Annotated in this window: 10 protein-coding genes; 6 read left to right on the top strand and 4 right to left on the bottom strand. The window is 70.4% G+C overall.

Annotated elements, in window-relative coordinates:
* Positions 1-249 precede the first annotated feature (249 nt).
* Together hpf and ACZ4MH_RS07815 are read left to right on the top strand one after the other, a co-directional pair.
* Positions 250-945 carry a ribosome hibernation-promoting factor, HPF/YfiA family gene (gene hpf, locus ACZ4MH_RS07820; RefSeq protein WP_351601373.1) on the top strand — a complete coding sequence of 232 codons (696 nt, stop codon included), beginning with the start codon at positions 250-252 and terminating at the stop codon, positions 943-945.
* Positions 946-1177: 232 nt separating this feature from the next.
* A complete protein-coding gene (locus ACZ4MH_RS07815; protein WP_351601376.1) occupies positions 1178-1933 on the top strand; it encodes a response regulator transcription factor in 756 nt (251 codons plus the stop codon).
* A gap of 103 nt (positions 1934-2036) precedes the next feature.
* Here the strand turns inward: ACZ4MH_RS07815 and ACZ4MH_RS07810 are convergent, their stop codons facing one another.
* Complete coding sequence (locus tag ACZ4MH_RS07810) at positions 2037-3269, bottom strand: winged helix-turn-helix domain-containing protein (protein WP_351601379.1); 1233 nt, start codon at positions 3267-3269, stop codon at positions 2037-2039.
* Positions 3270-3360: 91 nt separating this feature from the next.
* Entirely contained in the window at positions 3361-3966 is a 606-nt protein-coding gene (locus ACZ4MH_RS07805) for a GNAT family N-acetyltransferase (RefSeq protein ID WP_351601382.1), read from the bottom strand.
* 324 nt (positions 3967-4290) lie between these two features.
* On the opposite strand from ACZ4MH_RS07805, the gene secA reads away from it, so the two are divergent.
* Complete coding sequence (gene secA, locus ACZ4MH_RS07800) at positions 4291-7122, top strand: preprotein translocase subunit SecA (RefSeq protein ID WP_351601385.1); 2832 nt, start codon at positions 4291-4293, stop codon at positions 7120-7122.
* An 87-nt stretch (positions 7123-7209) separates the two neighbouring features.
* Here secA and ACZ4MH_RS07795 read toward each other — a convergent pair whose 3' ends face one another.
* On the bottom strand, positions 7210-7722 hold the full coding sequence (locus ACZ4MH_RS07795; protein ID WP_467754397.1) for an Rv3235 family protein: 513 nt from the start codon (positions 7720-7722) through the stop codon (positions 7210-7212).
* 385 nt (positions 7723-8107) lie between these two features.
* Between ACZ4MH_RS07795 and ACZ4MH_RS07790 the strand changes: the two genes are divergently transcribed.
* Positions 8108-8614, top strand: coding sequence for a DUF6912 family protein (locus ACZ4MH_RS07790; RefSeq protein ID WP_351600028.1), 507 nt, complete (start codon positions 8108-8110; stop codon positions 8612-8614).
* Between the two features lie 126 nt (positions 8615-8740).
* Positions 8741-9409 (top strand): HAD family hydrolase, encoded by a 669-nt coding sequence (locus ACZ4MH_RS07785; protein ID WP_351600026.1) that lies wholly within the window; start codon positions 8741-8743, stop codon positions 9407-9409.
* A 77-nt stretch (positions 9410-9486) separates the two neighbouring features.
* Here the strand turns inward: ACZ4MH_RS07785 and ACZ4MH_RS07780 are convergent, their stop codons facing one another.
* Positions 9487-10053 (bottom strand): DJ-1/PfpI family protein, encoded by a 567-nt coding sequence (locus ACZ4MH_RS07780; RefSeq protein ID WP_351600024.1) that lies wholly within the window; start codon positions 10051-10053, stop codon positions 9487-9489.
* A 482-nt stretch (positions 10054-10535) separates the two neighbouring features.
* On the opposite strand from ACZ4MH_RS07780, the gene ACZ4MH_RS07775 reads away from it, so the two are divergent.
* Positions 10536-15500 (top strand): NAD-glutamate dehydrogenase, encoded by a 4965-nt coding sequence (locus ACZ4MH_RS07775; RefSeq protein ID WP_351600022.1) that lies wholly within the window; start codon positions 10536-10538, stop codon positions 15498-15500.
* Position 15501 lies beyond the last annotated feature (1 nt).

Raw genomic sequence — 15501 nt, 5'->3', positions numbered from 1 at the left:
GGTGCCGACAACCCCCCAAGCGAGCTATGTTCGGTTGTGAGGACTTGGCAGACGTTTTGCCTCGTATGCCGGATAGGTGCGATTCACGATGCCGGCAGAGATGCTGAAAACGGCTGGAGTGGAGTCCTGGTACGTGGGGGAGGAGGAGGTGAAAGTCGCCAAGTCCGAGGCTTCGGCAATCACCGGGGCCTGGTGCAAGAAGGAATTGCTCCGCCCACTGAGCGGAGTGATCCGGGAACGGAGTTCTGCGTGGACATCGTCGTCAAGGGCCGCAAGACCGAGGTGCCCGAGCGGTTCCGCAAGCACGTGGCCGAGAAGCTGAAGCTGGACAAGGTCCAGAAGCTCGACGGCAAGGTGATCAGCCTGGACGTCGAGGTGTCCAAGGAGCCCAACCCGCGACAGGCCGACCGTTCCGACCGGGTGGAGATCACTCTCCGCTCCCGTGGCCCGGTGGTCCGGGCCGAGGCGGCTGCCGCCGACCCGTACGCCGCGCTCGATCTGGCCACGGCCAAGCTCGAGGCGCGACTCCGTAAGCAGCACGACAAGCGACACTCGCGGCGCGGCAGCGGACGCATCCCGGCGAGCGACGTGGCCGTCAGCGTCCCGGACGCGGCGCGGCTCAACACCAACGGCGAACTGGTCGGCGAGGAAGCGGCCGCCGAGGAGAAGGTGCCGACCACCCGGATCGGCTCGCTGGAGGTCCAGGGCGAAGGCCCCCTGATCGTTCGCGAGAAGACCCACTCCGCGGCGCCCATGGCCCTCGACCAGGCGCTTTACGAGATGGAGCTGGTCGGACACGACTTCTATCTCTTCGTCGACGCCGACACCAAGCAGCCCAGCGTGGTCTACCGGAGGCACGCATACGACTACGGCGTCATCCGTCTGAACTCCGATCCGTTCGCGGACGGAACGCCCACCGACGCCGGCGGGGCGCTCGGCGGCTGACGCACTCCCGAGGTGCCCCCGGCGCACGCCGGGGGCGCCATTGTGGCCGCTGTGAGCAGGAGTTGAGACCGTATAGAGTCTGTGCGACCAGGGTGTTCAGGCACGAGGCGGCGACATGCCGGGGAGACGATTTGTGTATGGCGCTGATCGGGCTGGCCGTAGCGGGCTGTTGTCAACCAGCCTTATGAGAAAGCTCAGGCCCTCCGGGCCGAGTAGTTGACGGGGAGGAACGATGGGGGACAGCTTCGGGCCCGTGCGCGACGAAGCGGACGATGACGGCGTCGGCACGGCCGACGATGTCGGCTCGGCCGCAGCGGCGTCCCGCAAGGAGCCGATCAGAGTCCTGGTGGTGGACGACCACGCACTCTTCCGGCGGGGGCTGGAGATCGTGCTGGCCCAGGAAGAGGACATCCAGGTCGTCGGCGAGGCCGGGGACGGCGCAGAGGCCGTGGACAAGGCCGCGGACCTGCTGCCGGACATCGTGCTGATGGACGTGCGGATGCCCCGGCGGGGCGGTATCGAGGCGTGCACCTCCATCAAGGAAGTGGCCCCCAGCGCGAAGATCATCATGCTGACGATCAGCGACGAGGAAGCCGACCTCTACGACGCGATCAAGGCGGGTGCCACGGGGTATCTCCTCAAGGAGATCTCCACCGACGAGGTGGCCACGGCGATTCGCGCGGTGGCCGACGGGCAGTCGCAGATCAGCCCCTCCATGGCGTCCAAACTCCTCACGGAGTTCAAGTCGATGATCCAGCGGACGGACGAGCGGCGGCTCGTTCCGGCGCCGCGGCTCACGGACCGCGAGCTGGAAGTGCTGAAGCTCGTCGCCACGGGAATGAACAACCGCGACATCGCCAAGGAACTGTTCATCTCCGAGAACACCGTGAAGAACCACGTCCGCAATATCCTGGAGAAACTGCAGCTGCACTCCCGGATGGAGGCGGTCGTGTACGCGATGCGCGAGAAGATCCTGGAGATCCGCTAGCGGGGGCACCGGGACGCGGGCGCACGGAGTCCCGACGGCCCCAGAACGTCATGGCCATGCCTCCCCAGCTTCGCCTCCCCTCCCTGCCTCCGCCTCCGCCGCCTCACGTCAGCCGAGACAGCTCGGCGGTGAGGGCGGCGAGCAGCGCCGGGTCGTCGCAGCGGTCGACCCGTACGGCATCGCAGTCGACCCAGGCGGCGGCCTCCACCAGGGCCTGGGCCATGGGACGTACGGCCTTGGGGCCCTGCATCGAGACCTGCCGGGCGACCAGCGTCGTGCCCTCGCGGGCCGGGTCGACCCGCCCCATCAGCTTGCCGCCGGCGAGCAGGGGCATGGCGAAGTAACCGTGTATCCGCTTGGGCCGGGGGACGTATGCCTCCAGCCGGTGCGTGAAGCCGAAGATCCGCTCCGTGCGCGGGCGGTCCCAGATCAGCGAGTCGAACGGCGAGAGCAGCGTGGTGCGGTGCCGGCCGCGCGGCGGCCCGGCCAGCGCGGCCGGGTCGGCCCAGGCCGCTTTGCCCCACCCCTCGACCTCGACCGGCACGAGTCCCGTGTCCTCGATGACCGCGCTGACCTGCTCGCCCTTGAGGCGGTGGTAATCCGCGAGGTCCGCGCGGGTGGCCACGCCCAGGGCCGCGCCGGCCTGCGCGACGAGGCGGCGTACGCACTCCGTGTCGTCGAGGCGGTCGTGCAGCAGGGCGTCGGGAACGGCGCGCTCGGCGAGGTCGTACACCCTTTTCCAGCCACGGCGCTCCGTACAGACCACGTCGCCGGTGTCGAGCAGCCACTCCACGGCGATCTTCGTCTCGGACCAGTCCCACCACTCGCCGCCCTTTCGCCCGCCACCCAGCTGGGTCGTGGTGAGCGGGCCGTCGGCCTTGAGGCGGTCCAGGACGGCGGCGCAGGAGCGCTCGGGGTCCTGCATGACGTGCCAGCGGTGGCCGCGCGCCCGCCAGGCCCGGCGCCGGAACGCGAAGTGCGGCCACTCCTCGATCGGCAGGATGCAGGCGGCGTGCGACCAGTACTCGAAGCTGTGCGGCTCGTACGACGCGTCGGGCGCCGGGTCAGCGCTGTCCGCGTCGGCGCGCGGGGTCCAGTACGCCGACTCCACGGCCGGGCGGCCGACCGGGCCGAGGCGGGCGTACGGGATGAGCTCGTGGGAGCGGGCCAGCACGGAGATCGTGTCGAGCTGGACGGCGCCGAGCCGGCGGAGCACGCCGCGCACGCCCGCGCGGCGGTCGGGCGCGCCCAGGAACCCCTGGGCGCGCAGCGCGAGGCGGCGCGCTTCATCGGCGGACAGACTGGTCACGGGCTGCGCTGCGGGCACGGCTGTCATGTGGATCAGAGTAGGACCGGCCACTGACAACGCTCCGGCGAATCGATCAACCGTTCCCTGTCCGGGCGGCTCACCTCTCGTCCCGGGCGGCTCACCTCTCGTAGGGCAGATACGGCGTGTCGGAGGAGAGGCCCAGGTCGGAGGGGAGGAGGGAGGCGAGCCAGGCGTCGCGGCGGGTGCCCTCGTGCGGGAGCTTCGCGCGGACCGTGCCCTCCATGCGGAACCCGGCCTTCAGGGCGACCGCCCGCGACGCTTCGTTGCCGGCCTCCGCGACCCACTCCATGCGCTCGACCTTGAGGTCGGCGAAGGCCCAGCGCACGAGCGCGCGGGCGGCCTCGACGGTGTACCCGCGGCCGCGCTGCTCCTTGACCGCCCAGTACCCGAGCTCGGCCTGGCGCTCGGGCGCCGCCAGCTGGGCCAGCCGGACCAGGCCGGCCGCGCCCACCAGCGTCCCGTCGCCCGCCGGGCGGCCGTCCTCCTTCAGCGTCACGGCGAACGCGTATCCGGTGTCCTCGCGCCAACCCCGGGCGGAGGCCGGGCCCACCCAGTCCTCCGCGTGTGCCCGCGTGTACGGGGAGGGGACGTTCGTCCAGCGCGGAATGTCGGGGTCCTGGCAGGCGGCGTGCACGGCTGCGGCGTCGGCGGGCCGGAAGGGCCGCAGGACGAGCCGCTCGGTGGTGAGCGTGACGGGTTCCATGGCAGCAGTGTGCGTATTGGCCGCGAAGGGCGCGAAGGAATTACGCTGCGCCCCCGGGTGCGACCGGAACCGGCAGTACCGGAATTGGCAGTACCGGCACCTTCTGCGGGCCTCGCGCGTTGTCGTAGCGAGGTGACATCGACAGTGTCGTAGCGAGTCGTGGAAAGTTGTGGAGAAGGGACAGGGGCCTTCGGGGCGACGGACCTCCCTGCGTAGCGGGGTCCTCCCTTACGATGGCCGTTGCGGCGGGGCCTGCCCCTTGGAAAAATGCCGCGCCCGCGCACCGACCGTGCACAGGCCCGACCGGCGAGGAGACCAGCCCAAGTGTCCGTCTTGACGAAGATCATGCGTGCAGGCGAAGGCAAGATCCTGCGCAAACTGCACCGCATCGCGGGCCAGGTCAACTCCATCGAAGAAGACTTCGTCAAACTCTCCGACGCCGAGCTGCGGGCCCTCACCGACGAGTACAAGGAGCGGTACGCCGACGGCGAGAGCCTGGACGACCTGCTCCCCGAGGCGTTCGCGACCGTCCGCGAGGCCGCCAAGCGGGTGCTCGGCCAGCGCCACTACGACGTCCAGCTCATGGGCGGCGCCGCGCTGCACCTCGGGTACGTCGCCGAGATGAAGACCGGTGAGGGCAAGACCCTGGTCGGCACCCTGCCCGCGTATCTGAACGCGCTGTCCGGCAAGGGCGTCCACCTCATCACGGTCAACGACTATCTGGCCGAGCGCGACTCCGAGATGATGGGCCGGGTCCACAAGTTCCTGGGCCTCTCGGTCGGTTGCATCCTGGCGAACATGACGCCGGCGCAGCGCCGCGAGCAGTACGGCTACGACATCACCTACGGCACGAACAACGAGTTCGGCTTCGACTACCTCCGCGACAACATGGCGTGGTCGCAGGACGAGTTGGTCCAGCGCGGCCACAACTTCGCGATCGTCGACGAGGTCGACTCCATCCTGGTCGACGAGGCCCGTACGCCGCTGATCATCTCCGGCCCGGCCGACTCGGCGACGAAGTGGTACGGCGACTTCGCCAAGCTGGTCAAGCGCCTGAAGAAGGGCGAGGCGGCCAATCCGCAGCGCGGCGTCGAGGAGACCGGCGACTACGACGTCGACGAGAAGAAGCGCACGGTCGGCATCCACGAGTCCGGTGTCAGCAAGGTCGAGGACTGGCTCGGCATCGACAACCTCTACGAGTCGGTCAACACCCCGCTCGTCGGTTATCTGAACAACGCCATCAAGGCGAAGGAACTGTTCAAGAAGGACAAGGACTACGTCGTCATCGACGGCGAGGTCATGATCGTCGACGAGCACACCGGCCGTATCCTCGCCGGCCGCCGTTACAACGAGGGCATGCACCAGGCGATCGAGGCGAAGGAAGGGGTGGAGATCAAGGACGAGAACCAGACCCTCGCCACGATCACCCTCCAGAACTTCTTCCGCCTCTACGACAAGCTCTCCGGCATGACCGGTACGGCCATGACCGAGGCGGCCGAGTTCCACCAGATCTACAAGCTCGGCGTCGTCCCGATCCCGACGAACAAGCCGATGGTCCGCAAGGACCAGGCGGACCTGATCTACCGCACCGAGGTCGCCAAGTTCGCCGCGGTCGTCGACGACATCGCCGAGAAGCACGAGAAGGGCCAGCCGATCCTGGTCGGTACGACCTCGGTCGAGAAGTCCGAGTACCTCTCGCAGCAGCTCAACAAGCGCGGCGTGCGGCACGAGGTGCTCAACGCCAAGCAGCACGACCGGGAGGCGTCGATCGTCGCCCAGGCCGGCCGCAAGGGCTCCGTCACGGTCGCGACGAACATGGCGGGCCGCGGTACGGACATCAAGCTCGGCGGCAATCCGGACGACATGGCCGAGACCGAGCTGCGCGGCATGGGCCTGGACCCGGTCGAGCACGTGGAGGAGTGGGCGGCCGCGCTGCCCGCGGCGCTGGAGAAGGCCGAGGCCGCGGTCAAGGCGGAGTTCGAGGAGGTCAAGGAGCTCGGCGGGCTCTACGTCCTCGGCACCGAGCGGCACGAGTCGCGCCGCATCGACAACCAGCTGCGCGGTCGTTCCGGCCGACAGGGCGACCCCGGCGAGTCCCGGTTCTACCTCTCGCTCGGCGACGACCTGATGCGGCTCTTCAAGGCCCAGATGGTCGAGCGCGTGATGGCCATGGCCAACGTCCCCGACGACGTGCCGATCGAGAACAAGATGGTGACGCGCGCCATCGCCTCCGCGCAGTCCCAGGTCGAGCAGCAGAACTTCGAGACGCGGAAGAACGTCCTGAAGTACGACGAGGTGCTCAACCGCCAGCGCGAGGTCATCTACGGCGAGCGCCGCCGCGTCCTGGAGGGCGAGGACCTGCAGGAGCAGATCACGCACTTCATGGACGACACCATCGACGCCTACATCCAGGCGGAGACGGTCGAGGGCTTCGCCGAGGAGTGGGACCTGGACCGGCTGTGGGGCGCGTTCAAGCAGCTGTACCCGGTCAAGGTGACCGTGGAGGAGCTGGAGGAGGAGGCCGGCGACCGCGCCGGGATCACCGCCGAGTTCATCGCCGAGGCGATCAAGGACGACATCCACGAGCAGTACGCGGCCCGCGAGGAGCAGCTCGGCTCGGAGATCATGCGGGAGCTGGAGCGCCGCGTGGTGCTGTCCGTCCTGGACCGCAAGTGGCGCGAGCACCTCTACGAGATGGACTACCTCCAGGAGGGCATCGGCCTGCGGGCGATGGCCCAGAAGGACCCGCTGGTGGAGTACCAGCGCGAGGGCTTCGACATGTTCACCGCCATGATGGAGGGCATCAAGGAGGAGTCCGTCGGCTACCTGTTCAACCTGGAGGTCCAGGTCGAGCAGCAGGTCGAGGAGGTCCCGGTGCAGGAGGAGGCCGAGGAGGCCCCGGCGGTCCAGGACGCGGTGCCGGCGCAGGCGGGGGCCGGCGGCCGGCCGGAGATCCACGCCAAGGGCCTGGACGCGCCGCAGCGCCCGGACCGGCTGCACTTCTCCGCGCCGACGGTGGACGGCGAGGGCGGGGTCGTCGAGGGCGACTTCACCAACGACGCCGTGCCCACGGGCCAGACCCGCTCGGAGACCGACGGCATGACGCGTGCCGAGCGCCGCAAGGCCCAGAAGGGCGGCCGGCGCCGCAAGAAGTGACCGGGCCGGCTTTGCCGGCGAGGTGACGGGCCGGGGCGCGCAGCGGAAGGCTGCGCCCCCGGCCCTTCGCGTGGCCGCTCGCCGCGCTCACACCGTCCGGTTCCAGACCGCGACCGACGGGCCGATGTCCAGGGCGGCGCAGCGCCAGCGGGCGTCGCGGCCCCGCTCGAGGCGGAAGGCGAGGGCCCGGACCCGCTCGCCCGCGCCGATCCGCGCGAACGCCTCGATGACGCCGCTGCGCGGGCAGTACACGCCGCACTCGCGGACCTCGGGCTCGGGACCGCGGAGGTGCCGTCCTGCGGGGCGCAGCGGGGCCTGTGGGGCGAGTTCCACGAGGCGGTCGTAGGCGGCGGGCAGGGCGTGGCCCAGCAGCGCGTGCACGGGGCGCCGGCCGCTCAGGGTGAGCACCAGCTGGTCGGCGAACCAGCGGTGCGGCTGCCGCGCGGCGGCGCGGTGGCGGGCGGCGGCCTGCGAGAGAGCGGCCTGCGCGAGAGCGGCCTGCGAAGGAGCCGCCTGTGAGGGAGCGGCCTGCGGGAGGCGGGGCGCGGTGCGCGGGCCGCCGGGGCGGCGGCTGTCGCGGCGGGTGCCGGGCCTGGACACGGGCCTCGAGACGGGCGTGGGCGTGGCCGCGGAAGTGGAAGTGCGCGTGGACGTGGAAGTACGCGTGGACGTGTTCATGATGGAGATCCCCCGTTCTGCCGGGCCCTTGGGATACCGGGCAGTAGCTCCTGTGGTGGGGCTCTTCTACCGAGGCGGCAGCAGGCGCGGCAAGGCGGTCGGGGGCGGGGCCGCGGGCGCCGGAAGATTCACCTATCAGGGTGACGGGAGGCGTACGGGAGCGACGGGAACAGGCCACGGCGGGTGTCCGGCGGGGCGCCCGGGAGGGCCGTACCGGCAGCACGAAGGGGGACCCCCGCCCGTATGCTGGCTGCCTGCGCCCCAACCGAGCCAGTACCCAGCAGTCCGAACGAAAGTGGCGGCCACCATGCGTGTCTACGTCCCCCTGACGCTCCCCGGTCTCGCAGAGGCGTACAAGGCGGGCGAGCTGGGGTCCGGCCCGCTGGACGCCTTCGCCGTCACGCCCGCGCTGCGCGAGTGGTACGTCTCCGACGACATCGAGGAGCTGGAGTACGCCGCGCTGAACCGTGCCGCGCAGGCGTCGCTGCGGCTGCTGGCCACCGATCCGAAGGCCCCCCGGAAGCGTGTCGTGGTGGCCGTCGACGTGGCCGACGGCGCCGCGTCGATGGACCCCGACCGGGGGCTGGACGCGTCGGCGCTGGGCGCCGTGCGGGTGGCCGGGCCGGTGCCGTTGAAGAAGGCGGCGGCGGTGCACGTCGACTCCGGTGACGCGGAGGCGGACGTCACGGCGGCGGCCGCGGCGCTGGGCGCGGCGGACCAGGGGGACGACGACGCGCAGTTCACGGTGGACGGGGCCGAGGACCACGAGCTGATGTGGTTCGGCGTCCAGGAGATCCCGAACCTGATCGCCTGACCGGGCCCGGGTCGGCCTCCGCGTACCGTTCTGACTCCGCGTACCGTTCTGCTCCTCGTACCGTCCTGACCTGCGCGTTCGTGAAGCGACGGCAGGATTGTCGGTGGTGCCGGGTACTTTCCTTGCATGGGGAAGCACGCGACGCACATCGTCTGGGACTGGAACGGCACGCTCTTTCACGACATCGACGCCGTGATCGGCGCGACCAATGCCGCGTTCGGTGAGATCGGCCTGCCCCCGATCACCCTGGAGCGGTACCGGGAGCTGTACTGCGTGCCGATCCCGCGCTTCTACGAGCGGCTGATGGGGCGGCTGCCCACGGACGGCGAGTGGGCGGTCATGGACGAGGCGTTCCACCGGCACTACACGCTCCGGCGGGAGGCGTGCGCGCTGGCCGAGGGCGTGGAGATGCTGCTGGAGAGCTGGCGGACGGCCGGGCGCAGCCAGTCGATCCTCAGCATGTACGGGCACGACGAGCTGCTGCCGCTGGTGCGCGACTTCGGCATCGAGTCGCACTTCATACGGGTGGACGGCCGGACCGGGCCGTCCGGCGGCAGCAAGAGCGCGCACATGGTGCGGCACCTCGCGGCGCTGGAGGGCGCGCGCGTCGATCCCGGCCGTACGGTCGTCATCGGCGACGCCGTGGACGACGCGGTGGCGGCCCGGGACGCGGGTGCCCACGCGGTGCTGTACACGGGCGGTTCGCACAGCCGCGCCAGCCTCCTGGAGGCCGGGGTGCCGGTCGTCGACAGCCTGGCGGCGGCCGTCGAGACGGCGGAGCGACTGGTCATCTGAGGGCGGGACCGGGCCGCTGCCCCGACGCGTGACGCCGCCCCGCAGGGCCCGCGCGCGCCGCCGCGGCGGAGCGGCCGTCACATCGCCGGTGCCTTGGCGCGCAGGACCTTCAGGAATTCGCGCATCCAGGCGGAGTGGTCCGGCCAGGCGCGGGAGGAGACCAGGGTGCCGTCGACGACGACCTCGGCGTCGCGGAAGCCGGCGCCCGCCGCCTGCATGTCCATCTCCAGGGCGGGATAGCAGGTCACCCGGCGGCCGTTCAGGCGGCCGATCGCGGCGGTCAGCAGGGGGCCGTGGCAGATCTGCGCGACCGGCTTGTCGGCGTCGAAGAACGCCTTGATCACCTTGCGCAGCTCGGCGTCGTTGCGCAGGTATTCGGGTGCCCGGCCGCCGGGGATCACCAGAGCGGCGTAAGCGCCCGGGTCGACTTCGGAGAACGCCAGGTCCGCCGGCCAGGTGTAGCCGGGCTTCTCGGTGTAGGTGTCGAAGCCGGGCTCGAAGTCGTGGACGACGAAGCGGAGCGTCTTGCGGGCGGGGGCCGCGATGTGGACGTCGTACCCCTCCTCGCGCAGCCGCTGGTACGGGTAGAGAACCTCCAGGGACTCGGCCGCGTCCCCGGTCACGATCAGGATCCTGGCTGCCATGGCGTACCTCCGCGCGGCTCGCTTCCGACTCCGTCCCGCTCAAGGTCCTCCGGTTCCGAGCGGTTGCCAAGACCCCCTGCGGACGACCGAGTGTGACCGGACGGGGTACGTCTCTGTCCATACCGGCAAAGAAGCAGGTGTGGTTTTGTACACACAAGGCCCATGACTACTCCCCGGCAGGGAGCGATAGCCTGGCATCGTGATCAGCGCGATAACCCGCGGGGGCGTCGAGGCCCCTGCTCCGCGCCCGGGACACCACGGTGCCCGGGCGGCCGTTGATCATTCTCGTTACGACCAGGTGCCAGGAATGCCAAATCTGGCCAATTCCGCCCCGGTCGCCCCTCATCGCGGCATAGCGTCGATTCCGACCGGACATGCTCCCGGGCCCGTCCCGGGGGTCCCTTACGCGTCGGTCCGGCGTTGTGCCGTATCCGCTTATTTCCACAACGTCACGCAACGGCGCGCGACAGGAGCCAGAGGACATGCAGACCAAGCTGGACGAAGCCAAGACCGAGCTGCTCACGAAGGCCGCCAGGGTCGCTGAGAGCGGACCGGCGGGAGGGCAGTCACCGGTACCGGGTCTCGACCCGGACACCCTCAGTGGATACCTCCAGCGCTACTACCTGCACACCGCTCCGGAGGACCTCACCGGGCGCGACCCGGTCGACGTCTTCGGCGCGGCACTCTCGCACTACCGGCTGGCGGGCGTCCGGCCGCAGGGCACGGCGAACGTCAGAGTCCACACCCCGAGCGTCGAGGAGAACGGCTGGACCTGCAGCCACTCGGTCGTCGAGGTCGTCACCGACGACATGCCGTTCCTGGTCGACTCGGTCACCAACGAGCTGTCGCGGCAGGGCCGCGGCATCCACGTCGTGATCCACCCGCAGGTCGTCGTCCGGCGTGACGTCACCGGCAAGCTGATCGAGGTCCTGGACGCCGAGGACGACGCGCACGGCACCCCCGGCAAGGCCAAGGACGCCGAGCTGCCGCACGACGCGCTGGTGGAGTCCTGGATCCATGTGGAGATCGACCGGGAGACCGACCGGTCCGACCTGAAGCAGATCACCGCCGATCTGCTGCGGGTCCTCAACGACGTGCGCGAGGCCGTCGAGGACTGGGAGAAGATGCGCGACGCCGCGCTGCGCATCGCGGACGAGCTGCCCTCCGAGCCCACCGCCGACGACCTGCGCGACCGTGAGGTGGAGGAGGCCCGCGAGCTGCTGCGCTGGCTGTCCGCCGACCACTTCACCTTCCTCGGCTACCGCGAGTACGAGCTGACCTCGGCGCCCGGCGAGACCGACGGCGAGGAGGACGTGCTCACCGCCGTGCCGGGCACCGGCCTCGGCATCCTCCGCTCGGACCCCCAGCACCACGAGGACGACGAGGGCCACCCCGTCTCCCCGTCCTTCAACCGGCTCCCCAGGGACGCCCGCAAGAAGGCCCGCGAGCACAAGCTGCTGATCCTCACCAAGGCGAACAGCCGTGCGACCGTGCACCGGCCCTCCTACCTCGACTACGTCGGCGTGAAGAAGTTCGACGCGCAGGGCAACGTCGTCGGCGAGCGGCGCTTCCTGGGCCTGTTCTCCTCCGCCGCGTACACCGAGTCCGTGCGCCGGGTGCCGGTCATCCGCCGCAAGGTCACCGAGGTGCTGGAGGGCGCCGGCTTCTCGCCCAACAGCCACGACGGCCGCGACCTGCTCCAGATCCTGGAGACCTACCCGCGCGACGAGCTGTTCCAGACCCCGGTCGACCAGCTGCGCGCGATCGCCACCAGCGTGCTCTACCTCCAGGAGCGCCGCCGGCTGCGGCTGTACCTGCGCCAGGACGAGTACGGGCGCTACTACTCCGCGCTGGTCTACCTCCCGCGGGACCGTTACACCACCGGCGTCCGGCTGCGCCTGATCGAGATCCTCAAGGAGGAGCTCGGCGGCACCAGCGTCGACTTCACCGCCTGGAACACCGAGTCGATCCTCTCCCGGCTGCACTTCGTCATCCGGGTCGAGCCGGGCGCCACGCTGCCCGACCTCACCGACGCCGACGTCGACCGCATCGAGGCGCGGCTGGTGGACGCCGCCCGCTCCTGGGCCGACGGCTTCGCCGAGGCGCTGAACGCCGAGTGCGGCGAGGAGCGCGCGGCCGAGCTGCTGCGCCGCTACGCCCAGGCGTTCCCCGAGGGCTACAAGGCCGACAACTCCCCGCGCGCCGCGGTCGCCGACCTCCAGCACCTGGAGAAGCTGTGGACCGCCGAGGAGGGCCGCGACTTCGAGGTCAGCCTGTACGAGCCGGTCGGCGCGGGCCCCGGCGAGCGCCGCTTCAAGATCTACCGCACCGGTGAGCCGGTCTCGCTCTCGAAGGTGCTGCCGCTGCTCAACCGCCTGGGCGTGGAGGTCGTCGACGAGCGGCCGCACGAGCTGCGCTGCTCGGACCGGTCCGGCGCGTGGATCTACGACTTCGGCCTGCGGATGCCGGAGCGCCCGAACGGCGACGACTACCGCGAGCGCTTCCAGGACGCCTTCACGGCGGTGTGGACGGGCCGCGCGGAGAGCGACAACTTCAACAAGCTGGTGCTGGGCGCGGGCCTGGACTGGCGGCAGGCGATGGTGCTCCGCGCCTACGCGAAGTACCTGCGGCAGGCCGGCTCGACCTTCAGCCAGACGTACATGGAGGACACCCTCTCCTACAACGTCCACACCACCCGGCTGCTGGTCAGCCTCTTCGAGGCGCGGATGGCCCCGCGGCGGCAGCGGGCCGGCACGGAGCTGATCGACGGGCTGCTGGAGGAGCTGGACGGCGCGCTGGACCAGGTGGCGTCGCTGGACGAGGACCGCATCCTGCGGTCGTTCCTCACCGTCATCAAGGCGACCCTGCGCACCAACCACTTCCAGAAGAACAGCCAGGGCGAGCCGCACGCCTACCTGTCCCTGAAGCTGGACCCGCAGGCCATCCCGGACCTGCCGGCGCCCCGCCCGGCATACGAGATCTGGGTGTACTCGCCCCGCGTCGAGGGCGTCCACCTGCGCTTCGGCAAGGTGGCGCGCGGCGGTCTGCGCTGGTCGGACCGGCGCGAGGACTTCCGTACGGAGATCCTCGGCCTGGTCAAGGCGCAGATGGTCAAGAACACCGTCATCGTGCCGGTCGGCGCGAAGGGCGGCTTCGTCGGCAAGCAGCTGCCGGACCCGGCGGTCGACCGGGACGCGTGGCTGGCCGAGGGCATCGCCTCGTACAAGACCTTCATCTCCGGTCTGCTGGACATCACCGACAACCTCGTCGGCGGCGAGGTCGTGCACCCGGAGGACGTCGTCCGGCACGACGAGGACGACACCTACCTCGTCGTCGCGGCCGACAAGGGCACCGCGAAGTTCTCCGACATCGCCAACGAGGTCGCCGAGTCCTACGGCTTCTGGCTGGGCGACGCCTTCGCCTCCGGCGGCTCGGCGGGCTACGACCACAAGGGCATGGGCATCACGGCCCGCGGCGCGTGGGAGTCGGTCAAGCGGCACTTCCGCGAGCTGGGCACGGACACCCAGTCCGAGGACTTCACGGTCGTCGGCGTCGGTGACATGTCCGGTGACGTGTTCGGCAACGGCATGCTGCTCTCCGAGCACATCCGGCTGGTGGCCGCCTTCGACCACCGGCACATCTTCCTCGACCCGAAGCCGGACGCGGCGACCTCGTACGCCGAGCGCCGCCGCCTCTTCGAGCTGCCGCGTTCCTCCTGGGAGGACTACAACAAGGAGCTGCTGTCGCAGGGCGGCGGCATCCACCCCCGTACGGCGAAGTCGATCCCGGTCAACCAGCACGTGCGCGCGGCCCTCGGCATCGAGGCGGGCATCACGAAGATGACCCCGGCCGAGCTGATGAAGGCGATCCTGCAGGCCCCGGTGGACCTGCTGTGGAACGGCGGCATCGGCACGTACGTGAAGTCCTCGGCCGAGTCGAACGCGGACGTCGGCGACAAGTCCAACGACGCCATCCGGGTCGACGGCCAGGACCTGCGGGTCAAGGTCGTCGGCGAGGGCGGCAACCTGGGCCTGACCCAGCTGGGCCGGATCGAGTTCGCCACGAACGGCGGCCGGATCAACACCGACGCGATCGACAACAGCGCCGGCGTGGACACCTCCGACCACGAGGTGAACATCAAGATCCTGCTGAACTCCGTGGTGACCGACGGGGACATGACGGTCAAGCAGCGCAACAAGCTGCTCGCCGAGATGACCGACGAGGTCGGCGCGCTGGTGCTGCGCAACAACTACGCGCAGAACACCGCCCTCTCGCTGGCCCTCGCCCAGTCCTCCAACATGCTCCACGCGCAGCAGCGGTTCATGCGCCGCCTGGTGCGCGACGGTCAGCTGGACCGGGCGCTGGAGTTCCTGCCCTCCGAGCGGCAGATCCGCGAGCGGCTGGCCAACGGCCGGGGGCTGACCCAGCCGGAGACCGCCGTCCTGCTCGCGTACACCAAGATCACGGTGGCCGACGCGCTGATCCAGACGAGCCTGCCGGACGACCCGTACTTCAAGCACCTGCTGCACGCGTACTTCCCGAGCGCGCTGCGCGAGCGGTTCGCCGACCAGGTCGACAACCACGCCCTGCACCGCGAGATCACCACGACGGTGATGGTCAACGACACCGTCAACACCGGCGGTACGAGCTTCCTGCACCGCATGGTGGAGGAGACCGGCGCGTCCCTGGAAGAGGTCGTCCGGGCGCACACCGCGGCCCGCGCGATCTTCAACCTGGGTGAGGTCTGGGACGACGTCGAGGCGCTGGACAACAAGGTGACCGCCGAGGTGCAGACCCGCATCCGGCTGCACTCCCGGCGGCTGGTCGAGCGCGGCACCCGCTGGCTGCTCAACAACCGCCCGCAGCCGCTGGAGCTGTCCGGCACCATCGACTTCTTCCGCGACCGGGTCGGCACGGTCTGGGCCGAGCTGCCCAAGCTGCTGCGCGGCAGCGACACGGAGTGGTACGAGTCGATCTTCGGGCAGCTGACCGAGGCGGGCGTGCCGGAGGGGCTGGCGCACCGGGTGGCCGGGTTCTCGTCGGCCTTCCCGGCGCTGGACATCGTGGCCATCGCCGACCGCACCGGCAAGGAGCCGCTGGACGTCGCCGAGGTCTACTACGACCTGGGCGACCGGCTGCGGATCAACCAGCTCCTGGACCGCATCCTGGAGCTGCCGCGCGCCGACCGCTGGCAGTCCATGGCCCGCGCCTCCATCCGCGAGGACCTGTTCGCCGCGCACGCCGCGCTGACCGCGGACGTCCTCTCGGCCGGCAACGGCACGGCCACGCCGGAGCAGCGCTTCAAGGCGTGGGAGGAGAAGAACGCCGCGATCCTGGGCCGCGCCCGCGCCACGCTGGAGGAGATCCAGGGCTCGGACTCCTTCGACCTGGCCAACCTGTCGGTCGCGATGCGCACGATGCGGACGCTGCTGCGTCAGCACAGCTGAG

This window comes from Streptomyces sp. NPDC026301, assembly GCF_055567935.1.
This window is presented reverse-complemented; position numbering and strand designations above follow the sequence as displayed.

What these genes read in the sequence shown, in the direction of transcription:
- ACZ4MH_RS07810 (WP_351601379.1), bottom strand. Translation starts at nt 3,269, where the DNA reads ATGACAGCCGTGCCCGCAGCGCAGCCCGTGACCAGTCTGTCCGCCGAT.
- ACZ4MH_RS07815 (WP_351601376.1), top strand. Translation starts at nt 1,178, where the DNA reads ATGGGGGACAGCTTCGGGCCCGTGCGCGACGAAGCGGACGATGACGGC.
- ACZ4MH_RS07775 (WP_351600022.1), top strand. Translation starts at nt 10,536, where the DNA reads ATGCAGACCAAGCTGGACGAAGCCAAGACCGAGCTGCTCACGAAGGCC.
- ACZ4MH_RS07790 (WP_351600028.1), top strand. Translation starts at nt 8,108, where the DNA reads ATGCGTGTCTACGTCCCCCTGACGCTCCCCGGTCTCGCAGAGGCGTAC.
- ACZ4MH_RS07805 (WP_351601382.1), bottom strand. Translation starts at nt 3,966, where the DNA reads ATGGAACCCGTCACGCTCACCACCGAGCGGCTCGTCCTGCGGCCCTTC.
- ACZ4MH_RS07785 (WP_351600026.1), top strand. Translation starts at nt 8,741, where the DNA reads ATGGGGAAGCACGCGACGCACATCGTCTGGGACTGGAACGGCACGCTC.
- ACZ4MH_RS07780 (WP_351600024.1), bottom strand. Translation starts at nt 10,053, where the DNA reads ATGGCAGCCAGGATCCTGATCGTGACCGGGGACGCGGCCGAGTCCCTG.